Genomic DNA, 21,791 nt, shown 5'->3' on the forward strand with positions numbered 1-21,791 from the left:
CTGCCGATAGCGGGATTGAGTGCAGACCTTGAACGTACGCCCGAAAACGCACCCGGCGAAACCGTATCCCCGGCCACGGCGCCCGATGCGGCGCCCGGGGAGGCGGCGGACGCTGGCGTGCCGGTCGGGTGACGATGCAGCTTGCATTGAGCTTGAGCAGAGGGAATTCCGGAAGAGGTGCCTCATGGATCGACGAGTGCTTTCAGTGGCGGCGGCGCTGGTTTTCGCGCTGCCGGCGGGCGGCGACGCGCAGCAGTTCGGCGGCTCGCTGGCGGTGAGCGGCGATCAGGTGCTCGTAGGCGAAGCGGGCAACGGGACGATGTCCGGGATCGTTTGGGTCTTCGCCCGAACCGCCGCGGGCTGGACCGAGATGGGCCAGGTCACGGTGTCCGACGAGATACGGGTGCCGGACGGCTTCGGGCGCGCGATCGCCGCACGCGGGGAGTGGTTGTGGGCGGGCGCGCCGCTTGAAGGGGACGGCGCCGGCGCGGTCTACGTGTTCCGGGCGGACGGGTCTGGCGGATGGGAGCAGGCCGCCCGGCTCGAAGCGCCGGGGGACGCGAGTGCGTTCGGGAGCGCGATCGCCCTCGGCGACGACGTGACCATCGTGGCCGCACCGGGGGCGGAGAATGGCCGCGGGACCGTGTTCTCGTACGCCGTCGGCCCGGACGGGGGGCTGACCACCGGCGCGGCCGTGCGTCCGCCGGACGGTGTGGCGGCCTCCGGATTCGGCGCGGCGCTGGCGCTCGATGGCGGTACGCTCCTCGTGAGCACGCTCGAGGACGATGTCGGACCACCTGCCGTGTTCGCCTTCGAACGTAACGGCTCGGGCGCGTGGACCTTCGGCGGCAACCTCGAAGCCACGTCGGGGCTCGCGGAGCGCAGCGGCTTCGGCACCTCACTCGCGGTGCGCGACGGCTTCGCGCTGGTGGGCGCCCCGACGCTCCGGGAGAGCGGTGGGGCGGTGTTCGCCTTCGCGCGCGGGCCGGAGGGCTGGGCGCTCGAAGCCCGGCTCGGACCGCTGCTGCCCGAACCCAACGCACAGTTCGGATCCTCGATCGGCTTCGATGGCGACGCGATGCTCATCGGGGCGTCGGGCAGTTCGTTCGGCGCGGGCACATTGTACGCCTACCGGCGCGACGCCGATGGCCGCTGGAGCGAGGCGTCCGTGCTGATGCGCTCGCCGCTCGGGGAGCGTTCCGGATTCGGCGGCGCGGCCGTTCGATCCGGTGACCATCTCGTCATTGGAGCGACGGGGATGGATTCGCGCGCCGGCGCCGCCGTCGTCTACGAGCGCTCCGGCGGCGGCACCTGGGAGGCGGGCGGAACCCTCGTCAACGACCACCGGGGGTTCCCCGCCATCGCGGGGGAGGAGATCGAATGCGCCGAGGGTCATGCCGACGTATTCGAGTGCCGTGACGTCAATATCACCGCATTCATGCCGATCAAGGACCTCGGCGGCACCCGGGCGACGCGTGTCAACGACATCTGGGGCTGGACCGACCCCGAGACGAGCCGCGAGATCGCGATCGTCGGCCGCACCGACGGCACGTCGTTCGTCGACGTCAGCGACCCCTACAACCCCCGCTTCCTCGGCGACCTGCCGGCCACCGAGGGCTCGCGGCACATGATCTGGCGCGACATCAAGGTGTATCGCGACCACGCCTACATCGTCGCGGACGCCGCGCTCGAGCACGGCGTGCAGGTGTTCGATCTCACACAACTGCGCGACGTGGGGACCGAACCCGCGACGTTCGAGGAGATCTACCTCTACGACGGCATCCACTCGGCCCACAACATCGTCATCAACGAGGAGACCGGCTTCGCCTATGCCGTCGGGAACAGCGGCGGCGGCGAGACCTGCGGCGGCGGCCTCCACATGATCGACCTCGAAGACCCGGCCCGGCCTGTCTTCGCCGGCTGCTTCGCGCAGGAAGGGACGGGACGCAGCGGCACCGGGTATGTGCATGACGCACAGTGCGTCATCTACCAGGGACCCGACACGGAGCACGCCGGCAAGGAGATCTGCCTCGGCTCCAACGAGACCGCGTTCAACATCGCCGACGTCAGCGACAAGGACGCGCCGATCGGCCTCGCCACGATGGACTATCCGAACATGGCCTATGCGCACCAGGGCTGGCTGACGGACGACCACCGCTACTTCTACATGAACGACGAGGGGGACGAGCCCCAGGGCCTCGTGGCCGGGACGCGCACGCTGGTGTGGGACGTGACGGACCTCGACGACCCTGTCCTCGCCAAGGAGTACATCGCCGAGACGACGGCTACCGACCACAATCTCTACATCGTCGGCGACTTCATGTACCAGTCGAACTACTCGGCCGGATTCCGGGTCCTCGACATCTCGGATCCGGAAAACCCGGTCGAGATCGGCTTCTTCGACACCTCCCCGTACGAGGGCGGCGCGTCGTGGAGCAACTACCCGTTCTTCGAGAGCGGGACGATCGCCGTGACGGGAACGGGCGACGGGCTGTTCCTCCTCAAGAACATGGCGAGACCACGCCTCGTGCCGTGAACGACGCGGCCCGGCCCGCCGACCTGAGCCTCGAGGGCCCGATCGTCCTCTTCGACGGCGTCTGCAACCTTTGTGCGGGCGCCGTCCGCTTCATCATCCCCCTGGACCGGCGCGGCCGTTTCCGCTTCGCTTCGCTGCAGTCCGACGTGGGCCGGCAGATTCTCGCCGGGGTCGGTGCGGAGGCGCCGGACCCCGACGAGCCGCCGCGGTCTCTAATCCTGGTCGCGAACGGGAGGGCCTATATGAGGAGCGCCGCCGCCCTCCGTATCGCGGCGGGTCTCGACCGGGGGTGGCCACTGGTCGCGTTATTCCTCGTCATCCCCGCCCCGCTGCGCGATCTCGTCTATCGCTTCGTGGCCCGGAATCGCTACCGCTGGTTCGGAAAGACCACGGCCTGCGATCTCCCCCGGGACGAGGAAAGCTGGCGGTTTCTCGACGCGGTGTCAGGACACGTCGGTCGGATCAGGTAACTCAGGGACGCCAGGCGCCGGCCATGACCTTCTCGTTCGAGAGTTCGAGCCCGTCCATGTTCACGAGCGCCTCGACCTCCTGGCGTCTCGCTTCCCGGCGCAGGACTTCGCGCAGAGCGGAATCGATCGTCTCATCGATCGAGGATGTGCCGAGCAAGGTCCGCACCTGTTCGATCAATCTCTCGTCAATTTCTACGCTGGTCTTTCTCATTCGAACCTCCAACATCCAAAGAGGGGTGGATCGTTACGGAGTCCCGCGCTCGTAGACGACCCGGCCGCCGACGATCGTGTACAGCGCCTCGGCATCGAGCAGCCGCGCCGGGTCTTCCCGTCCCGCTTCGATCAGATCCACGTCGAACACCGCGATGTCCGCCAGCTTGCCGGGCGTCAGCGTGCCCTTGATCTCTTCCTCGAACGAGGCCCAGGCCGGGTTCCGCGTGTAAGCCTCAATCGCCTCCTCGATCGTCAGCCGCTGCTCCGGGAACCAGCCCTCGGCCGGCTCGCCAGCGAGCGTCTGCCGGCTCACCGCCGCATACAGTCCATACTTCGGGTGGAGGAAATAGCGGGCCGCGTTGGTCCCCGGGCTGTCGCTCCCGAACACGAGCACCGCCCCCGCGTCCTTCAGCGCCCGGAACGCGTATGCGCCGCGCGACCGCTCGGAGCCGATCCTCTCCTCCATCCAGCGCATGTCGTCCGATATGTGGTACGGGTTCACCTCCGCCACGAGGTTGAGTTCGCCGAAGCGGTGGAAGTCCGCCTCCTCCACGACCTGTGCGTGGATCATCCGCCACCGGTGATCCGCCTCGATCATGTCGTGCTCGCTCAACACGGCCTCAAACAGGTCGAGGAGGATCTTCACCGCCTTGTCGCCGATGGCGTGGATGTGCGGCGGGAGGCCGGTCGGGACCGCCTCCTCCATGAGGCGTTGGAGGTTGCCTTTCGGAAACTCGGCGTAGTTCTGGTCCCGGGCCAGCGACAGCGCGAGACCCTCGACGCCCTCGGGAAGCATGATCTGACGCACGATCCCGAAGTTGCCGGGCGCGTGGTCGTACTCCTCGTAGAACATGGCGCTCGAGCCGCCCATGATGCCGTCGACCCACGCCTTGTAGCCGATGAACCGGAGCCAGTCGTCGCCGAACCCGCGCGTGATCCCGAGTCCGCCGGTATGGGTCACGTTGTCGAGCGACGGCCGGATGTTGATGCGGGCGGTCAGCTCGCCGCGCGCCCGCAACTCCTGGTAGGCGCGGAGCTGTTCGGACGAGGTGATGTCCTGGATCGTCGTCACGCCGCCCTCGCGGGCCTCGTCGAGCACGGCGCGGACCGCGGTGAGGCGCTGCTCGAACGACTTGGGCGTGATGGCGGCCCGGACGAGGTCGACGGCGGTGCCCGTGAGGATGCCCGTGACCCGGCCGTCCTCGCCCTTCGCGATCGTGCCGCCCGGGGGCGCCGGCGTGGCGTCCGTGATGCCGGCCATCTCCAGGGCGAGGCTGTTCGCGAGGTACACCGAACGGTCGAAGCGGTTGACGAGGACGGGGTGGTCCGGGGTCACGTCGTCGATCAGATCGCGGTGCGGCGTGAACGGCCCGTCAGCCCCGGCATCGCCGTCGCCGGTGTCCCCCGCGCCGTCGGCGCCGCCCTCGCGGCCCGTCGAGCCGGCCTCCCATTGCTCGTAGGCCCCCCAGTCGCCCCGGGCGATCCAGCTCCCGGGCGCGAGACGCCGCGCGGCCCGCGCGATCTCCTCGCGGAAGCCCCCCGGCTCGTGCACCTCCAGCAGGTTCACGCCCACGATCAGCGCCCCGGTGCTCTCCACGTGCACATGGCCATCGTTGAACCCCGGCGAGACGAAGGCGCCGCCCAGGTCGATGACGCGCGTGTCGCGCCCCACCAGCGCCTCGGCCTCCGCGTTGGAGCCGACCACGACGATGCGCTCCCCGCGGACTGCGATCGCTTCGGCGGCGGGCCGCTCCTCGTCGAGCGTGTACACGTCCCCGTTGATGAGTACGAGATCCGCAGGGTCTTCCGGCCCCCCGGCCGCGCAAGCGCCGGCCAAAGTCGCGGCGCTCAGGATCCCGGCGGCCAGCGCCGCCAGCCTTGTGGTCCCAGGTCTCCTCATGATTCGTCCTTGCAGGGAATCGGGCGCGGCGAGTCCTCCCGCCCGCGCGCGACGGGTTGTGTGGTGGATCACCGCGCCGGGATCCGCTCCCAGTGAAGCGTATTCACGCCGCTTGTTTCCATTTGCGGGTCCGGAGCAGTGCTCAGGATCAGCCGGTCCCGTCCCTCGAGGCGGAACGCGCGCGGCCGGTCCGAGTCGAGCCACTCCAGGTGGAGCGCCCCCTCCACATGATGGGTGACGACGCCCGCCTCGGGATCCACGGTGTATTCCCCATAATAGGAGAAGTAGCCGCCGAGAATGAATGCCCGCATCTCTTCGGCGGTCGCGGTGGCCGTGTCCGGGAACACGCGGCCGGGCCGCATGAGTTGGGCGGACATGCGGCCGTTCGCCAGGTACGCGATCTGGCCGGCCGGCGTCTCCCCGTACGGCAGCGACACCTCCCCATCCGGCATCCGCCGTTCCCAGGAAACGAGACGCCACACGCCGACGAGGGGATGGTCCGGGCCACGAGACTCCGGCGCCGACTCCGGCGCACAACCGGCGATCAGGGCGAGGGCGAGCACGGTGAGCGCACCACCGCCGAGGCGCCCTGCGAGGCCATCGCGGCGCGGCCCGCGCGCGAGGCCGTATACGCGACCGCGCATGAGTGAGTAGAGGATCAGAGTGCCTCCTGGGGTCGGACTGCCGGTGGCTACCGTCCCGATTGGATTCAGCCCCGGGTCAGCGGCCCGGGACGCGCTCCCAGACGAGCGTACCGATTGCGCCCCCGCCCCGCGCCGGGTCCGGCTCGGGGCTGAGGATCAGCCGGTCCGGCCCATCGAAGGTGAACGACCTCGGCCGGTCCGAGCCAACCCAGCTCGGGAGCAGCGCTCCCTCCACATGGTGCGTGACGACCCCCGCCTCCATGTCGACGCTGTAGTCCCCGTAGTAGGAGAAGAAACCGCCCATGATCGCATCCCGCATCTCCTGCCCGGTGGCTTCCGCCGCGTTGGGGAACTCCCGTCCGACCTGCATGAGTTGAGCCGACATGCGGCCGTCGGCCGTATACGTGATCTGGCCGGCCGGATTCCCGTCGTAGGGTAGCGAGACCTCCCCGTCCGCCGAGCGGCTCTCCCACGACGCGAGCGTCCACGCCCCGACGAAGGGGGTGTCCTCCTCCGCGGAGGGTGCGGGGCCGCAGCCCGCAGCCGGAGCCAGGGCCAGGACAAAGCAGACGCCGCGCACCGGGGGAAGACTCGCAGCCATCCGTACCTCCACTCGCTTGGGCAGCACATGGTTACCGGGTTGAGGAACCATATACCTGTGCTCGGCGTCTTTCCACCGTGGCGTTCCCGCGGGAACGCCCGGGGGCTCGGCCACGTCCGGATGGTTGACCCCTCCACAGGGAGCTATGCCCTCCGTACCTTCCGTGTCCGGCCTGAAAGGCACCGGCGTGCAGCTGTGGTCTCTGAACGGAGTTCCTGGCGTGTCCGATCGCGAATCGAAGGCCGTCGATGCGTTGAATGATGCGTTGAATGCGCAGGATTTCGCGCTCCCTTCCATGCGCCCGCGCGATCTCCTCGCGCACTTCGGTCCCGGGATGATCCTCATGATGACGGGGATCGGAACCAGCCACCTCGTCACCGCCCCCACCGCCGGGGGCCGCTTCGCCTATGCGTTGCTGTGGTGCCTGCCCGTCGCCTACATCTTCAAGTACTACGGCTTCGAGATGGCCTTCCGGTTCACCAACGCCACCGGAAAGAGCCTGCTCGAGGCCTACGCCACGGCGCGGTGGAAGTGGCCGCTGTGGTACGTGATGATCACGACACTCATCCAGTGCGCGATCGGCCAGGCGGGGCGCCTGATCGCGGCCGCCGCGGTGCTCTACTACCTGTTCAGCGAAACCCTGGGTCTCCCCGTTTCGATCGAGGTCTACGCGGCCCTGCTCGGCGTGCTCTCCGTGGCGATCATCCTCCGGGGCAGCTACCGGGCGCTCGAGAACACGACGAAGGTCCTCGCGGGCGTACTCGTCATCTCATCGCTCGCCGTCTACTTCGTCCAGCCGGCCCCCCTGGCACAGATGGGATACTTCTTCCTGGTCGAGATCCCGGACGGCTCGTGGCTCGTCATCGCGGGCTTTCTCGGCCTCCTGCCTACGGGCATCGATGTGTCGCTGCAGGCGTCCGAATGGGGGAAGGCGAAGCGGGCGGGTATGAGCAAGATCCGGCCCCGCCTCGAGGAGGCCGGCGTCGTACCCCGGTTCGATCCGTTCTCCTCGCCGCGATCCGACCTCGCGATCGACATCTCCAGGCTCTCGCCGCACGCTCGCGAATACTGCCGCCGCTGGTTCCGGATCGGGTTGTGGGACTTCCGCACCGGCCACGTCGTCTCCTTCTTCCTCGCCGCGATCTTCGTCCTCCTCGCCGCGGTGTGGCTCTATCCGAGCCCGATCGCCGGACACGCCGTGATGGGAGAGATCGCCGGGATCTTCACGCTCAGCGTGGGACCGTGGATGATGATGGTCTTCATCCTCGGGGCGCTCGCCGCCACCTTTTCCACCGCCTTCAACTACTTCGACGGGTGGCCACGCATCGTCGGCGCCTGCTGCCGGAACCTCTTCCGAGCCACGGCCCGCCTGCACGGGATCTCGCCCGAGGAACGGGCCGATCCGGAGCGGCGGAGGGCGTGGAACTCCGAGTACAACATCTACCGGATGACGATGTTCTACTCGCTCATCGCCTCCGTCCTCTACATCACCTTCGACCCGCGCCCCGTGTATCTCGTGCTCGTCGCCTCGGCGCTCGCCTTCTTCGTGGCGCCCGTGATCTACTTCTTCAACCTCTATTACTGTGTGAAGGTGATCCCGAAGGAGGACGAGGTCTTCTACCCGTCCCCGTTCGCACGCTGGTTCGGGGGACTGAGCCTGCTGATCTTCTCGGGTCTGAGCGTGATCCTGATCTTCGCGCGCGTGTTCGAGATCCCCCTCTTCGGCGCCTGATCCGGGTACAGGGGAAGTAAGATACCGATGGGTATGAAGCTCAGGCTGGTGGTAGCGGGTGCTGTCGCGCTGACCGTCGCTTCGTGTGCGGCCTCTGCGCCCTCGCGGTCTTTCCGTCGAGTTCCGTCGGGCCCCACGCCCGCGGAAGTGTCGCCCGTCATCGCCAACGCGCCCGAAGTGCAGCAGGAGGTGGTGCGAGCCTATCCGCCGGAGCTCCACGAACAGGGGGTGGGAGGCAGAGTCGAAGTCTGGGTGTACGTCGACTCGGCTGGGCGTGGCGGATCGGGCGCGGTCAAGACATCCAGCGGGAACGACGAGCTGGACTGCGCCGCAATGCAGGTCGCCGACGTCATGGAGTTCGAGCCTGCGCTGAACCAGGGCGTGCCCGCGGACGTCTGGAGTTCCGAGTGGGTGGAGTTTCGGCCCGAGGCCGCCGAAGGAAGGGTCGCCGACCCGGGCCGCCAGCGCTGTGAGCCCTGGGACACCTTACCCGTCGCCCTGGAGACCAACGACATCGAGCGGTGGCTTGACGAAGCGTATCCACCCGAACTGAGCGAGCGGGGCAGCGGAGGCAAGACCCTCCTCTGGCTGTATGTCACCGAGTCGGGCGAGGTCCTCAAGTACGAGATCAGGGAGTCGAGCGGCTATGATGTGCTCGACGAGGCCGCAGGCACGGTCGCCATGAACATGCGCTTCGAGCCGGCGAGGCGCCTCGGGCTGCCCACGGGCATCTGGGTTGCGCAACCGATCACGTTCCGGGCCCCGGTGCCGACGATCCGCGAACCGAGACAGCCCCGGCGTCCGTTCCAGAGGCCGTAACCGGAGCGTCGCCGGCTACCCCCTGAGACGTTGCACGAACCACCAGTAGTGACCCTCGAGATCCCTGGTTTCGTAGGTTCGGTCAGCCCAGTAGTCCTCGCCGTAGTCCTGGGTCGCCGGCTCGGTCGTGATCGCGGCGGCGGCGGCCCGCGCGCGCGCGCAGTGGGCGTCCGCGTCGTCCACGTACACCATCAGCGACTGCGTGTTCGCGCCGTCGACCCCCTGCGGGGACCGGGGGTACGTCCGGCCCGGCGTCAGCCCCGCCTGTCCGACCATGACGAGCCCGCCGTTGAGGGCGAGTTGCGAATGTACGACCTGTCCCTGCTCGTTCTCGATTCTCTCCTGCACCTCGAATCCGAACGCGCTCGTCAGCCAGTCGATCGCGGCCCCGGCGTCGTCGTAAAACACGGCGGGGGTGATTCTCGGCCAGCCGTCCGGCGGGTTCTTCATGTGGTTCTCCGTTGGGTTGAGGCGGGTTCGGGCGGGTTCAGGCGGCAGGATACGCACCGGCGACGCGCGCGCGCTGGCGGACCAGAGCCAGAACCACGTCGATCGTGGGCGTGGGGACGTCGACCATGCGGCCCATCTCCTGCACCGCGGTGACCAGGGCGTCGATCTCCATCGGGCGGCCCTTGTCGAGGTCCTGCAGCATCGACGTGCGGTGGGCGCCCACGGCCTCGATGCCGTTGATCCGCCGCTCGATGTCGATCGAGAAGCGGGCGCCCAGCGCCTCGGCGACCGCCTGTCCCTCGAGCATCATCGTCTTCGCGACGGCGCGCGTGGCGGGGTCTCCGGCGATGTTGTCCAGCGTCTCCAGCGTGAGGGCGCTCAGCGGGTTGAAGGCGAGGTTCCCCCACAGCTTCACCCACATCTCGTCCCGGATCCCGCGGACCGGAACCCGGAATCCAGCCTCGATGAGGGCCCGGCTCAGGCGCTTGACCCGCTCCGTCTTGTCTCCACTGGGCTCGCCGAGAGTGAAACGGTTGTACTTCAGGTGCCGGATCACACCGGGTTCCGACACCTCGGTGGCCGCGTAGACGACGCAGCCGATCACGCGCTCCGGGCCGATCCCGTCCCACTGCACGCCGCCGGGGTCGAGGCTGTCGAGGCGCCGGTCCCGCCAGGGCCCCTCGAGGCGGTAGAAGTACCACCACGGGAAACCGTTCGTCGCCGTGACGACCGCCGTGTCTCGCCCCAGCAACGGCTGCATGGGCTCCACGATGTAGGGAACGGAATGCGCCTTGAGGGTGATGATCACATAGTCCTGCGGCCCCACTTCCGCCGGGTCGTCCGTGCAGAAGGGGTGGGCGACGCGCTCTTCGCCGTCGATCAGAAGCCGCACGCCGTGCCGCTGCATGGCCTCGAGGTGGGGGCCCCTCGCTATGAGCGCGACATCTTCCCCCGCCAGCGACAGCTGCGCACCGAGATATCCCCCGATCGCGCCGGCCCCGTAGATGCAGATCCGCATCAGCGCCCGCCCCCGCTCAGGCCAGGCCGAGCTTCTCGGCCATGCCGATGCGCTGGAGCTTGCCGGTCGGTCCCTTGGGAATGTCGTCCATGATGAGGATCTTCCGCGGAACCTTGAAGTCGGCGAGACGCTCCGCCGCGAAGGCCTGGATCTCGCGCGGCGTGGCCTCCATTCCCTCGCGGAGGACCGCGGCCGCCACCACCTCCTCGCCCAGCTTGGGATGGGGCATCGCGAACGCCACCACCTGGCGCACGGCGGGGTGGTCGAGGATCGCTTCGTCGACCTCGCGCGGCGAGATCTTCTCCCCCCCGCGGTTGATGATCTCCTTCAGGCGGCCCGTGATCGTAACGTAGCCCTCGGCGTCCATCCTGCCCTGGTCTCCCGTCCGGAACCACCCGTCGGTGAAGGCTTCGGCGTTGGCCGTGGGGTTGTTCTCGTACCCGTCGCTGACGTTCGCGCCGCGGATGACGATCTCACCCACCTCGCCCGCCGGCAGGTGCGCCCCGGCCTCGTCCATGACCGAGACCTCGGGACCGGCGGCGATTCCCACCGTCCCCGGCTTGCGGGCCGCGGGCGGGAGCGGGTTGCAGGTCATCTGGTGCGCCGCCTCGGTCATCGCGTACGCCTCCACCACGGGAGCGCCGAACGTCTCCTCGAGTTCCGCCATCACCTGCGGGGGCAGGGAGGCGGAGGCCGAGCGGATGAAGCGCAGCGCCGCCCGTTCGATCGCGTCGCGGTTCCGCGGGGCGCGCGCCAGGATGGCCTGGTGCATGGTGGGGACGGCCGTGTAGTACGTGGGCCGCGCTTCGTCGAGCCACGAGTAGAAGCGGAGCACGTTGAAGCCGGGGCTGCAGAAGATCGAGCCGCCGACGCCGAGCGGCGCCAGGACCGCGGCCATCAGCCCGTGGATGTGGAACAGGGGCATCACGTTCAGGCAGCGGTCGGCGGCGCTGAGCTCCAGGGTGCGCTGGATGTTCGCCGCGGAGGCGCAGACGTTCCGGTGCGAGAGCGGCACGATCTTGGGGCGGGACGTCGTCCCCGAGGTATGGAGGATGAGGGCGATGTCCCCCGCTTCCGCCAGGCCGCCACGGAGGCCATCTCCTGCAGAGTTCCCGCCCGCCGATTCGCTCTCGCCGGCTCCCTCCGGCACGAGTTCGAACGTTCCGGCCGGAGCTTCGGAATCGGCATGCAGTTCGAGGACCGGGATCCCGAGGTCGGCGGCCGCGACCCGCGCGGGAGAGTCGCTTCCCGCCTCGAGGATCAGCGCCTTGGCGCTCAGGTCGGAGAGGTAGAACGCGTATTCGGGCTGCCGGTAGGCCGGATTCAGCGGGGCGGCCGTGGCCGCGCACGCCACGGACACGAAGGCGGAGGCCATCTCGGGCCCGTTCGGGAGGACGATCGCCATGCGATCGTTCCGTCCGATGCCGAAGCCGTTGAGCGCGCGGACGGTGCTCTCGACGTGCCTGTGGAGACCGGCGAAGTCCAGCGACTCGCGTCCGGGGGCGGCGATGGCGGGACTCTCCCCCGAACCGCCCGCGAGCAGTTCCCAAACAGTAACGGAATCCGGCATGGTCAGGTCAGGCCGGCCTGACGTCGCCGGTCCTGGTCACGGGTTCTCGCCACGGGCTGCGGACGGCTCGCGGTCAGCAGGAGACGCATCGGTGGTTGTTCTTCGCCCCGAGGCTCTCGAGCAGGGCGATCGTCTCCGGGAACGGCTGAACGCGCTGCACCGGCCCGTTCGCCAAGTCCACCGTGGTCTGGCCGTTGCGGGCCACGAGGGTCACATCCGCGCCCTTCTCGACGAGATAGAGGATCATCTCGTTGTCCCCGCGCGAGGCGGCGTGGTGGGCGGGCGCATAGCCATTTTGGTCCCGGGCGTTCACGTCGGTGCCGAGTTCCTCGACGAGGAACTGCATCGCGGGGAGCCACCCGTCCGGCACGTGGCGGTGCGAGTTGCCGGCGAAACCCTGTCCATAACCGACGCCGGCCGCGGCGTGGATCGGGTAGACGGCCGGCCCGTCCACGGGGATCGGCTCGAGGCCGGAATGGTCGACCGGGTCGCCCCGGCCGTACCGGCGCTCCTCCACCTTCGTCGTCGGGAGCGTGGGATCGGCCCCGTACTCGAGGAGCAGCTTCATGCCGTCGATGTCGAGGGCGTGCGCGGCGCGCCAGAACGGCGTGGCGCCCGTTCGGTCGACGCCGAGCAGGTCGCGGTTGTAGGTCGTGAACCAGAGCGACTTCCTGAGCCGCGGGTTCGGGTCCACGCCCGCCTCGAGCAACACGCGCATCACGTCGAGGTACGCCCACTCCTGCTGGTGCACGTCCGTAGGCTGGGGATGCCGGGCCTTCGGCGCCCAGTGCATGTTGATCGCCGCATACAGCGGGGTGGCGCCGGCGTCGCTCGCGAGGCCGGGGTCCGCCCCCTCGGCGAAGAACCGCATGGCCAGGTCGAAGTGCCCGTTGATCATCGCCATGAGCAGCGGGGTCGTGCCGTCCGCGGCGCTCCGCTGATCGATATCCGCGCCGCGCTCGAGCAGGGCGAACGCGACGTCTTCGTGGCCCTCGCGCGCCGCGAGCAGCAGCGCGGTCAGCCCGCCATGCGTACCGACGAGGTCCGCGTAGTTGCCCAGGCAGCCGGAGCAGGTCGGCTCCTCGGGGTTCTCCAGCCGCACGGTCTGGGGGCCGGGGCCGGCCCCGGCGGTGGGCTGGGGCGCCGCCTCGCGCTCGGTCGGGGGCGGCGGCGTGCCGCCCGCCCGGAGCGCCGCAATGCGTGCATTGCGCTCGCGGCGGTCCAGTTGATCCCACGCGTCGCGCGCCACGATGTCGAGCACGTAGGCGGAGAGCGAGGCGTCCGCCCCCGCGTCGAGGAGGGCCCGCACCGAGCCGGCCCGGCCCGCCGCCGCGGCGAACATGAGCGGCGTCTGTCCCCACTCCGGCTCCCGCGCGTCCGGGTCGGCGCCGTGACGCACCAGCGCCTCGATCGCCTGCGGCGACCCGGCCGCGGCCGCGAAGTGCAGCGCGGTCGCGCCGGTCTCCGTCGCGGCGAGGGCGTCAGCTCCCGCCCCCAGCAGCGCATCGACCAGCGACGCCTGCGCCGCGCGGCTCGCGACGTGGAGGGGCGTGTGTCCGCCCAGCCGCGTGCCCGCTTCGAGGTCCGCCCCCACATCGATCAGCACCTCGGCCAGCTCCAGCCGCCCCTTCATCGCGGCCCAGTGGAGCGCGGTCGTGCCGTCGCCCCGGGCGCCGTTCACGTCCTCGCCCGCCGCGAGCAGCGACTGCACGGCCGCGAGGTCGCCTCGCATGGCCGCGTCCGCCACCGGTGCGTCCGGTCCGATCGGCGACCCGCCCGGGGTGGCCGCCCCCAGCGCGAGCAGGACCGCCGCCGCAAGGACGGGGAGTCGCGAGTGCGTCAGAGAGCGGATCGTCGCGTGCGTCATCGGTATCAGTCCGCTGTCGTCGTGAAGGAGAACGGCCCCGTGCTGTTCCCGAAGCTCGACACGTCGTCTACGCCCAGCTTGTGCAACAGGCTCAGCATGACATTCGCCATCGGCGTCCCCGGCGCCGCGCGCAGGTGGAGGTTGCCGTCCATCCGCCCCTCCGCGCCGCCCACCACGAACAGCGGGCACCGCTTGTGGTTGTGCACGTTCGGGTCCCCCATCGGCGAACCGTAGACGATCATCGTCTTGTCGAGCAGGTGCGTGTCCCCCTCCATCGACGCCTTCAGCCGGTCGAGGAAGTACGGGACCAGCCCCACGTGGTAGCTGTTGAGCTGCGCGAAGTCCGTGATGTTGCCCTCGTTGTCGCCGTGGTGCGACGCCGGGTGGAAGCCCTTGTCGATCCCGCTCGCCGGATAGACCCGGCCCGACGCGTCCCGCCCCATCTTGAACGAGAACACGCGCGTCATGTCCGCCTGGAAGGCGAGCGCCTGCAGGTCGAACATCAGCTTCACGTGCTCGTCGAACGAATCCGGCACCCCCGCCGGCGCTTCGGGCAGTTCACGCTGCTGACCCGACTCGTTGCGGGCCACGACGCGCTGGATCCGCCGTTCAATCTCCCGCACGTTCTCCAGATAGCGGTCCATCCGCTGCCGGTCGGAGGGATCGAGCCGCCCCTTGAGGCTCGCGACCTCGCCCGTGATGAAGTCGAGGATGCTGGCGCTCGACCGCTGCCGTGCGGCCCGCGCTTCCGGCGTCCCCCCGGCCCCGAACAGCTGGTCGAACGCAACGCGCGGGTCGCGGATCATCGGCAGCGGCTGCGTCGGCGAAGACCAGCTGATCGTGTCCGTGTAGACGCAGGCGTACCCGTACGCGCAGCCCCCCGCCTGGTCCACGTTCTCGATGCAGAGCTGCATGGACGGGATCGGCGTGTCCTGCCCGAAGCGGTTCGCGTACAGCTGATCGAGCGACGTCCCCACGAGCACGTCCGAACTTTCCGTCTGCTTCGGATGCGACTGGGTGAGGAAGGTGGCGCTCGACCGGAAGTGGTCGCCCCCGATCTCCTTCGGCTTGGTGGCTTCGGCCGTCTCGACATCGGTGTCGCTGATGATCGTGAGATAGTCGCGGTACGGATCGAGCGCACTCAGCGCGGTGGGCGAGAGGTCGAAGTTCCGCCCGGTCCCCGCCGGCGACCAGTAGTTCTGCGCCGCGCCCCACTCGCTGCTCCCCGCCGCGCCGTGCACCATCTCGATGCAGACGAGCCGCGTCGGATCCGCGACATCCCGCGCCCACAGCCGGCCCGCCGGCACCATGGCGTCGAGCAGCGGCAGCGCGACCGTCGCCCCGGCGCCCCGCAGGAAGGTCCGGCGAGAAAGGTGTTTCCCTGCGATGAACTCCATCGGGCCTCCTCGGCTCGCTGGTTGCCGCTAGTTCCCGTTCTCGGCCTGCATGTCGTCGACCACGGCCTCGGCCCCCTTCAAGCGGAAGGCGGGGCTGTTGACGACGCCCATGATAAAGGCCGACATGCGGTGTTCCTGTTCCTGTGCCTGTCTCGCGATCGACCGCACCGTGGGCATGTCGTAGTGCTCGACGCGCCGGCCCAGCGCGTACGCGAGCAGGTTCTCGGTGAAGGCGCGCACGAGGGGGACGGGCCGCGCGAGGAGCGCCGCGCGCAGATCCGCCGCCGTCCGGATGGGCGTCCCGTCGTACAGTTCGCCCTCCGCGTCGATCGGCATCCCGTTGTCCTTGATGCGCCGCGCCCCGGTGCCGTCGAAGTGCTCGAGGGCGAGGCCGATCGGGTCGATGACGCGGTGGCACGACCGGCAGGCCGGACTCGCCCGGTGCATCTCCATCCGCTCGCGCACCGTGAGCAGGCGTCCCTCCTCGGCCTCCGGCGTCGCCTCCAGATCCGAGACATCCGGCGGGGGCGGGGGCGGGGGCGTCCCCAGCAACACTTCCATCACCCACTTCCCGCGCAGCACCGGAGAGGTCCGGCTCGCGTGGGAGGTCAGGGTGAGCACGCTCCCGTGCCCGAGGACGCCGCGGCGCTCGGGTTCGGGGATCTCGACCCGGCGGAACTCGGTCCCGGTCACGCCGGGGATCCCGTAGTGCCGCGCCAGCCGCTCGTTCACGAAGGTGTAGTCGGCCGTCAGCAGCTCGAACAGGCTGCGATCCTCCTGGACCAGCGTGTGGAAGAGCAGCTCCGTCTCGCGCTGCATCGCGTCCTTGAGCTGCTGGTCGAAGTCCGGGTAGAGGCGGACGTCCGGGTGCATCCCCTCCAGATCCTGGAGCCGGAGCCACTGCCCGGCGAAGCGCGTGGCCAGCGCCTCGGCGCGCGGATCGGCGAGCATGCGCCACACCTGCGCCTCGAGCACGCCCGGATCGGAGAGACGGCCCTCTCCGGCGACTTCCAGCAGCTCCGCATCGGGGCCCGTCGCCCACAGGAAGAAGGAGAGGCGCGAAGCGAGATCGTAATCGCCCAGGGCGTACACGCCGTCCACGTCCGCCGCCGGGCGCTCCTCGAACCGGAACACGAAGTGCGGGCTGGCGAGAACCCCCTCCAGCGCCAGGCGGATGCCCTCCTCGAAGCCGCCCGTTTCGGCCCCGGCACGGTACAGCGCCATGAGAGCGGTGAGGTTGTCCTCCGTCAGCGGCCGGCGGTAGGCCTGTGTCCCGAGCCGGGACAGGATCGCCTCCGCGCACGGTGACTCCTCTTCCGGCGCGGCGGGACGGCACGAAAAGACGCGCCGGCGGCTCGGCGTGCTCGACATCCCCGCCGGGTCGAACGGACCCGTGACCGCGAGATCCCGCAGGTGGGGCAGCGTCGTGAACCCGTACGCGTCGGTGATGCTCGTGCTCGCGATCGACCAGTCGTGCGGCGACATCAGGTCCTGCAGCGGCCCCTCGAAGGTGCGGATGAAGGCGGCCGCCACCCGGTGCGGTCCCGCCTCGATGAAGACGGACTCGGTGCGCAGGTCCACCCCGCCGGGATCGGAGACGTGCATCCAGCGATCGATGTCGAGGAGCGCGACGCGTTCGCCGTCGATCGAGATCTCGATCCGCTCGGGCTCGTCGGTCGTATGCAGGGCTCCCTTCCCGTTCCCGAACAGGGCGCCGGTCGTCTCGTGATGGAAGGAGACGCGGAAGGCGTACTCGCCATCGGCCGGGAAGTTGTGGTCGACCGCGACGCCGCCGCGGCTTCCGTATGGGGTGCCCTCGACGTGCCCCGCCTGCGAGGTCCAGCGCGACACCTTGAAGGTCGCCTCGCTCGGCGTGACTTCGGGGTCGCCGATCGCGAGCCGACTGATCCCGCTCGCCGCGCGCAGGTACCCGTCCATCAGCGTGGGCGAGAGGAGTTGCACGTCGGCGATGTTGTCGAAGTTCGCGCTCTTGGTGTCGAGCGGCAGGTAGGCGCCCGCGTCGATGTCGAGGTCGAGCAGATCATGGATCGAGCGCCCGTACTCGGCCCGGTTCAGGCGCTGGAAGGTGCGGCGACCGGGGTTCGGATCCGCCTCCCACGCCGCGTCGAGCCGCGATTCGAGGACGGCGGCGAGCGTCGCCAGGCTGTCCGGAGTCGGCCGGCGGAATCCCGTCGGCGGCATCATCCCGGCCCGCAGCTTGCGGACCATCCGCTCGGCGATGACCGGGTTGTCGGCCGCGCCATCGACCTCGAACGTCTCCAGCGACATGCCTCCGCTCAGCCGGCGGGGGTTGTGGCAGCGCTGGCACGTCCCGGCAACCACGCCTTGCGCGACTTCGACGGAGAGCGTGTCGACGGCGGGCGCCGGGGTCGGCGGTGAGAGCGGGCTCGGCCAGACGGAGGGAGGATGCTCGACTCCCGCCGCGCCTTCAGCGCTCTGGCCAACTACGGGGCTCGGGAGAAAGCCCGCTGTGACCAGCAGCAGAACCGATGTTCGCATGGCCGAGGCCTCGTCCAGGCAGCCGTGTCGCGCCCCCTCGGGACGCAAGGGTACATCGCGTGAAAATGTACCATCGACGCGGATCGCCCGGCCAGCCGTCCTGTCAGCGAGTCGGGAGGAAGATGGACGCGACGGACGGCCTGTCGAACTCGTCTCTGTAGACGCCCCAGACTCGAGAATCCGAGAACCGGTACGCATCGAACCGATCAGGCAGTCCAACTTCCCGAGCGGTTCCGTCAGCCGCGATGCGCAGCCACAGCCGACCGCCGCTCAGTCCACCGGCGTCGACGTCGAGGGGCTGGATCCACATCGTCGGGTCTTCGCTGCAGCGGAAGTCCACATACCGGGGCAGGTAACTCGCGAGTTCGTGCGGCTCCCCCTGAACCCTCTGCGCCATCTGACCCAGGAGCCGAAGACTGTCCTCCGCCGTCAGCCGGGTTGAGACATCTCCCGTCAGCTCGGCCTGCCTCAGCGCAAACACCGCTGCGGCAAACTGTCGAGGGCTGACCTCGGTGAAGGGAACGGGCGGCAGGTCAATCGGGGGCACCTCGGCACCCGATCCGTCGAAACCACGCAGCTGATTCCTCACCCGATCGTACACGCGCACGAGATTGTCGCCGCAGGAAGCCCACAGCCGATACCACAGGGGGAAACCGCCATCGCTCCGGATGAAATCGCCGGAGGGATCGTCCAGCGCGTCGCCCAGCGCGACGAGGTCTCGAACCCCTCCCGCCTCCGGATCGAACGCGACCAGGTCGGCTCGCAGGAGCGAGAGACGGAACTGCAGCACACCCTCCGCCATCGATCCGCTCGAGCGGGGCACGATGATCTCGCGGCCGAGTCTGGCCGTTCGGACCGAGGTCGTCAGCATGCTCATGCCGGTCCGAACACTGCCGGGCGGGAGGGCCTCCGACCGCAGGGGGATCTCCGCCCAGTCCGCGTCCGGTCGTGAGATCCGGATCATCGCGTGGCGCACGAGGTCGAGGACCCAGGCCTCTCCGTTCCAGCCTCCCGCGACGAAGGCCGAAGGCATCGCGAATTCGTCGGGTCCTCTTCCGGCCCGTCCGTGAGCGCCGAGGGACTCGCCATCCGGGCCGAATCCGACGAAGTACGGCGCGCTCGAATTCAGAACCCAGACGGAGCCGTCACTCAACACCTCCAGGTCCCGCACCACAGCGAGGACGTCGGGGCTGCCCAGCACTTCGATGGTCGACGCCTCGAGCTCGACGGGGGCGCCGGGCTCGCCACCGACGTACTCGCCTTCAACGCAGGCAAGGAACGCCGCTCCGGAAAGAAACGCGGCGACGCGTAGTGAAGTCAGCAGTTCAACAGGTCCGGTTTGGCGTATGCCCGTTCGCGTTTGCGAAGCCAGAGGGCGGCGCCAACGCAGACGAACGATGCGGACCACGCCCAGTAGCCGGGACCCAGATACCCGACCCCGCCGACGCCATCGGCCGTGATCCTCGGAGGCGAGCCGAGACTGATGACGCCGAAACCAAGAGTGAGAGCCCCCACGGCTCCGACGACCAGCGACGGTGCTCGCCACCGACGCGAGCGCCACAGCGTGGGCAGGGTCATCAGCATTGGAAGATTGAGTAGCAAGACAACCAGCGGCGGCCCGAACTCACCCTCCTGGAAGGGCCGCACAAGGAACTCGTAGCCATGGGCCGTCAGGTCACCGGCAGGGTTGGACGGGCCAGGACCCCTGGGTCGCCGCCAGAGCGGGGAGGAGAAACGACGCTGCGTACATCGTCCAGCCCGTCAGCAGGAGGCGCCGCCACCGGGGCCGTCCCGCCCGGGCGAACTCTCTTGAGAGCGCCATCGGCTCGCCGAGTTCCTTCCGGGCGATCGCGAAGGCCTTGGGCGGCGCTAACGCCGCGTCCAGCTCCAGTTCCAGATCGACCCGGGCGCGCAGGTGATCCTCGAGTTCATCCAGCTCGCGGGGCGAGAGCGATGCCTTCCGTTCCAAGCTCCTGCGCCAATTCCTGACTTCGGTCTCAAGTTCAAACATGACTGCCTCCCCACGACAACTCGAGGGCCTCCTACACTGCCCGCCAAACGTTCCCGCGGGAACGTCAAACTATCGGCTAGACGGCCGATCTCTCCGGTTTGCCGGTTGCCCAGTTTCGGTCTCGCAGCCAGAGGGCGGTGGCCGCCAAAGCGAACGACGCGGCCCACAGCCAGCTGCCGAGGCCCTCGTAGTGGGACGCGATTGGGTCGCCGCCGATGCCGTACAGGAAGCACCATCATTGCCAGGCCCCCTCCCGTCGTCACCCGCCCCAGGAACTCGTATCCGACGTCTGAGAACATTGCGAGGTCAGCCTTGGGCGACCCCACCCAGACAAGGCGATGGAGCGGGAGAAAGAACGAGGCCGCGAACAGCGCCCACGCGGCGAATAGCAGGGGCCGCCACCTGAGCCCTCCGGCCTTCGCGAACTCCTGCGAGAGCGCGGCGGGCTCGCCCAGTGCGTCGCAGGCAATGCCGAAGGCTCGGGCCAGCGTGCACTCGGGAGCCAGCTCGAGTTCCAACTCGAAGCGCGCCCTAAGGTGGTCTTCCAGTTCGTCGACTTCGCGCGGGGAAAGTGAAGAGCTGCGCTCCAGTCTCCCACGCCACCTTGCGACTTCGGGCTCGAGTTCAAACATGACTGCCTCCCCAGGACAGTTCGAGGGCTCCGTACACCGCCCGCCAACTGTCGCGGTCGCCCGCCAGCTGGCGCTTTCCGCGGGCCGTCAGCCGGTAGTACTTGCGGCGGCGCCCCTGGTCGGTGAGTTGCCAGCGGCCGGCGATGAGCCCGTCCCGCTCCAGCCGGTGGAGGACCGGGTAGAGCATCCCATCGGACCACTCGAGTTCGCCATCGGAGAGTCGTTTGACCTGCTTGAGGATCTCGTAGCCATACGTCTCGCCGCCGGCCAGGATGGAGAGTACCATCGGGCGTGACGACGCGGCCACCAACTCCTTGTAGACCGTTTTCTTCATGCGAACCCCGTGTATCCGGCCTCATACCATGAGACACAATGTACCTTGCAGTACCATGTATAGGGGTCGGCGGACCAACCGCAAGCAACTTTAGAGATTGAGATCGAGCAGGATCTTGCCGAGCGGACCGGATTCCACGGCCTCGTGCGCGGCCGCGATGTCTTCGATCGGGAAGCGCGCCGCGATCGTGTGGCGCAGCTCGCCGCTCGCCAGCCACTTCGTGAGATCCTCCACGGCCCGCTGCTTCGCGGCCTCGGACATCAGGAAGACGAGTTCGAAGCGCAGCGTCAGGTTCTTGTAGAGGAGGGTGTAGAACGGAACGGCAGGCTGCGGATCGCCCTCGGAGGCGTAAGCGGAGATCACCCCGTTCGCTTTCAGCATCGCGATCGAGGCGTCGAGGTTCCCGCCCATCTCCACCTCGACGATTCTGTCGAGCCCCTCTCCATCGGTCAGTTCCATGACGCGGGCCGCGACATCTTCCTCTCGATAGTTGATGACGGCGTCCGCGCCGGCCGCCCGCGCAATCCTCCCCTTTCGGTCCCCACTCACGGTGGCCAGGACCCGCGCACCCCCCAGCCGGGCGCACTGGATGGCGTAGGCGCCGACCGCACCGGCGCCGCCGGTCACGAGCACGGTCTGCCCGTCGACCGGGCCATCGCCGTACACGCAGCGATGCGCGGTCAGCGCGGGGATGCCGAGACACGCACCCTCGGGGAAGGACGCGCCCGGGGGGAGCGGGACCGCCCGGGACGCGGGGACAGTCACGAACTCGGCGGCTGTGCCGAAGTCGCTCCCCCACTGGGCTTCGTAGATCCAGACGCGCTTGCCGAGGCTGCCGGGATCGACGCCGTCCCCCACTTTGTCGATGGCCCCGGCGCCATCGAAGTGGGGCACGACGAGTGCCGAGTCCATCCCGCCGCGGCCGCCGAAGCGGCGTTTCACATCGACCGGGTTTATCCCCGAGGCGAACATCCGCACTCGCACCTCGCCGGCCCCGGGGGAAGGCAACTCGCGTTCGCCGACTTCCAGCACGTCGCGCGCCGATCCCTGCTTCGTGTACCAGGCCGCTCGCATGTT

General features: G+C 69.1%; 18 protein-coding genes. 4 read left to right on the plus strand and 14 right to left on the minus strand.

Translation table 11 applies throughout. The features are described from left to right. Positions 1-184: 184 nt before the first annotated feature. Positions 185-2,536, plus strand: coding sequence for a choice-of-anchor B family protein (locus tag ACPXY0_RS15010; protein ID WP_423925909.1), 2,352 nt, complete (start codon positions 185-187; stop codon positions 2,534-2,536). Further along, entirely contained in the window at positions 2,533-3,006 is a 474-nt protein-coding gene (locus ACPXY0_RS15015; protein WP_423925911.1) for a thiol-disulfide oxidoreductase DCC family protein, read from the plus strand. Before ACPXY0_RS15010 ends, ACPXY0_RS15015 begins: the two co-directional genes overlap by 4 nt. Before the next feature lies 1 nt (position 3,007). On the opposite strand, the gene ACPXY0_RS15020 is transcribed toward ACPXY0_RS15015, so the two are convergent. The 4 genes from ACPXY0_RS15020 to ACPXY0_RS15035 form a co-directional block, all read right to left on the minus strand. Then, entirely contained in the window at positions 3,008-3,217 is a 210-nt protein-coding gene (locus tag ACPXY0_RS15020) for a type II toxin-antitoxin system VapB family antitoxin (protein ID WP_423925913.1), read from the minus strand. Between the two features lie 33 nt (positions 3,218-3,250). Continuing rightward, positions 3,251-5,119 (minus strand): amidohydrolase, encoded by a 1,869-nt coding sequence (locus ACPXY0_RS15025; RefSeq protein ID WP_423925915.1) that lies wholly within the window; start codon positions 5,117-5,119, stop codon positions 3,251-3,253. 68 nt (positions 5,120-5,187) lie between these two features. Further along, on the minus strand, positions 5,188-5,763 hold the full coding sequence (locus ACPXY0_RS15030) for a lipocalin-like domain-containing protein (RefSeq protein ID WP_423925917.1): 576 nt from the start codon (positions 5,761-5,763) through the stop codon (positions 5,188-5,190). 76 nt (positions 5,764-5,839) lie between these two features. Next, positions 5,840-6,364, minus strand: coding sequence for a lipocalin-like domain-containing protein (locus ACPXY0_RS15035; protein ID WP_423925919.1), 525 nt, complete (start codon positions 6,362-6,364; stop codon positions 5,840-5,842). A 220-nt stretch (positions 6,365-6,584) separates the two neighbouring features. Here ACPXY0_RS15035 and ACPXY0_RS15040 point away from each other — a divergent pair, with 220 nt between their 5' ends. Together ACPXY0_RS15040 and ACPXY0_RS15045 are read left to right on the plus strand one after the other, a co-directional pair. Next, complete coding sequence (locus ACPXY0_RS15040; RefSeq protein WP_423925921.1) at positions 6,585-8,096, plus strand: Nramp family divalent metal transporter; 1,512 nt, start codon at positions 6,585-6,587, stop codon at positions 8,094-8,096. A gap of 147 nt (positions 8,097-8,243) precedes the next feature. Beyond that, positions 8,244-8,915, plus strand: a complete 672-nt coding sequence (locus tag ACPXY0_RS15045) for an energy transducer TonB (protein ID WP_423925923.1) — start codon at positions 8,244-8,246, stop codon at positions 8,913-8,915. Positions 8,916-8,930: 15 nt separating this feature from the next. On the opposite strand, the gene ACPXY0_RS15050 is transcribed toward ACPXY0_RS15045, so the two are convergent. The 10 genes from ACPXY0_RS15050 to ACPXY0_RS15095 all read right to left on the minus strand — a co-directional run bounded on the left by ACPXY0_RS15050 (position 8,931) and on the right by ACPXY0_RS15095 (position 21,686). Next, positions 8,931-9,365, minus strand: a complete 435-nt coding sequence (locus ACPXY0_RS15050; RefSeq protein ID WP_423925925.1) for a VOC family protein — start codon at positions 9,363-9,365, stop codon at positions 8,931-8,933. A gap of 37 nt (positions 9,366-9,402) precedes the next feature. Next, positions 9,403-10,383: a 2-dehydropantoate 2-reductase gene (locus ACPXY0_RS15055; RefSeq protein ID WP_423925927.1), complete on the minus strand. Its 981-nt coding sequence runs from the start codon at positions 10,381-10,383 to the stop codon at positions 9,403-9,405. A 16-nt stretch (positions 10,384-10,399) separates the two neighbouring features. Continuing rightward, the gene (locus tag ACPXY0_RS15060; protein ID WP_423925929.1) at positions 10,400-11,953 is read right to left on the minus strand and encodes an acyl--CoA ligase; all 1,554 of its coding nucleotides are present in this window, start codon (positions 11,951-11,953) and stop codon (positions 10,400-10,402) included. Between the two features lie 73 nt (positions 11,954-12,026). Further along, on the minus strand, positions 12,027-13,820 hold the full coding sequence (locus ACPXY0_RS15065; protein WP_423925931.1) for an ankyrin repeat domain-containing protein: 1,794 nt from the start codon (positions 13,818-13,820) through the stop codon (positions 12,027-12,029). 5 nt (positions 13,821-13,825) lie between these two features. Next, complete coding sequence (locus tag ACPXY0_RS15070) at positions 13,826-15,217, minus strand: DUF1552 domain-containing protein (RefSeq protein WP_423925933.1); 1,392 nt, start codon at positions 15,215-15,217, stop codon at positions 13,826-13,828. A gap of 27 nt (positions 15,218-15,244) precedes the next feature. Beyond that, a complete protein-coding gene (locus tag ACPXY0_RS15075; protein WP_423925935.1) occupies positions 15,245-17,737 on the minus strand; it encodes a DUF1592 domain-containing protein in 2,493 nt (830 codons plus the stop codon). Positions 17,738-17,840: 103 nt separating this feature from the next. Continuing rightward, positions 17,841-18,938: a hypothetical protein gene (locus ACPXY0_RS15080; protein WP_423925937.1), complete on the minus strand. Its 1,098-nt coding sequence runs from the start codon at positions 18,936-18,938 to the stop codon at positions 17,841-17,843. Between the two features lie 474 nt (positions 18,939-19,412). Beyond that, entirely contained in the window at positions 19,413-19,748 is a 336-nt protein-coding gene (locus ACPXY0_RS15085; protein WP_423925939.1) for a hypothetical protein, read from the minus strand. A 624-nt stretch (positions 19,749-20,372) separates the two neighbouring features. Continuing rightward, positions 20,373-20,714 carry a PadR family transcriptional regulator gene (locus ACPXY0_RS15090; RefSeq protein WP_419943411.1) on the minus strand — a complete coding sequence of 114 codons (342 nt, stop codon included), beginning with the start codon at positions 20,712-20,714 and terminating at the stop codon, positions 20,373-20,375. Positions 20,715-20,804: 90 nt separating this feature from the next. Next, on the minus strand, positions 20,805-21,686 hold the full coding sequence (locus tag ACPXY0_RS15095) for an NADPH:quinone reductase (RefSeq protein ID WP_423930709.1): 882 nt from the start codon (positions 21,684-21,686) through the stop codon (positions 20,805-20,807). Between the last annotated feature and the right edge of the window lie 105 nt (positions 21,687-21,791).

Origin of the sequence: Candidatus Palauibacter sp. (genome assembly GCF_965237495.1) — a bacterium.
Classification (GTDB): domain Bacteria; phylum Gemmatimonadota; class Gemmatimonadetes; order Palauibacterales; family Palauibacteraceae; genus Palauibacter.

What these genes read in the sequence shown, in the direction of transcription:
- ACPXY0_RS15060 (WP_423925929.1), bottom strand. Translation starts at nt 11,953, where the DNA reads ATGCCGGATTCCGTTACTGTTTGGGAACTGCTCGCGGGCGGTTCGGGG.
- ACPXY0_RS15090 (WP_419943411.1), bottom strand. Translation starts at nt 20,714, where the DNA reads ATGAAGAAAACGGTCTACAAGGAGTTGGTGGCCGCGTCGTCACGCCCG.
- ACPXY0_RS15095 (WP_423930709.1), bottom strand. Translation starts at nt 21,686, where the DNA reads ATGTTCGCCTCGGGGATAAACCCGGTCGATGTGAAACGCCGCTTCGGC.
- ACPXY0_RS15065 (WP_423925931.1), bottom strand. Translation starts at nt 13,820, where the DNA reads ATGACGCACGCGACGATCCGCTCTCTGACGCACTCGCGACTCCCCGTC.
- ACPXY0_RS15075 (WP_423925935.1), bottom strand. Translation starts at nt 17,737, where the DNA reads ATGCGAACATCGGTTCTGCTGCTGGTCACAGCGGGCTTTCTCCCGAGC.
- ACPXY0_RS15050 (WP_423925925.1), bottom strand. Translation starts at nt 9,365, where the DNA reads ATGAAGAACCCGCCGGACGGCTGGCCGAGAATCACCCCCGCCGTGTTT.
- ACPXY0_RS15010 (WP_423925909.1), top strand. Translation starts at nt 185, where the DNA reads ATGGATCGACGAGTGCTTTCAGTGGCGGCGGCGCTGGTTTTCGCGCTG.
- ACPXY0_RS15030 (WP_423925917.1), bottom strand. Translation starts at nt 5,763, where the DNA reads ATGCGCGGTCGCGTATACGGCCTCGCGCGCGGGCCGCGCCGCGATGGC.
- ACPXY0_RS15025 (WP_423925915.1), bottom strand. Translation starts at nt 5,119, where the DNA reads ATGAGGAGACCTGGGACCACAAGGCTGGCGGCGCTGGCCGCCGGGATC.
- ACPXY0_RS15055 (WP_423925927.1), bottom strand. Translation starts at nt 10,383, where the DNA reads ATGCGGATCTGCATCTACGGGGCCGGCGCGATCGGGGGATATCTCGGT.
- ACPXY0_RS15035 (WP_423925919.1), bottom strand. Translation starts at nt 6,364, where the DNA reads ATGGCTGCGAGTCTTCCCCCGGTGCGCGGCGTCTGCTTTGTCCTGGCC.
- ACPXY0_RS15020 (WP_423925913.1), bottom strand. Translation starts at nt 3,217, where the DNA reads ATGAGAAAGACCAGCGTAGAAATTGACGAGAGATTGATCGAACAGGTG.
- ACPXY0_RS15085 (WP_423925939.1), bottom strand. Translation starts at nt 19,748, where the DNA reads ATGTTTGAACTTGAGACCGAAGTCAGGAATTGGCGCAGGAGCTTGGAA.
- ACPXY0_RS15070 (WP_423925933.1), bottom strand. Translation starts at nt 15,217, where the DNA reads ATGGAGTTCATCGCAGGGAAACACCTTTCTCGCCGGACCTTCCTGCGG.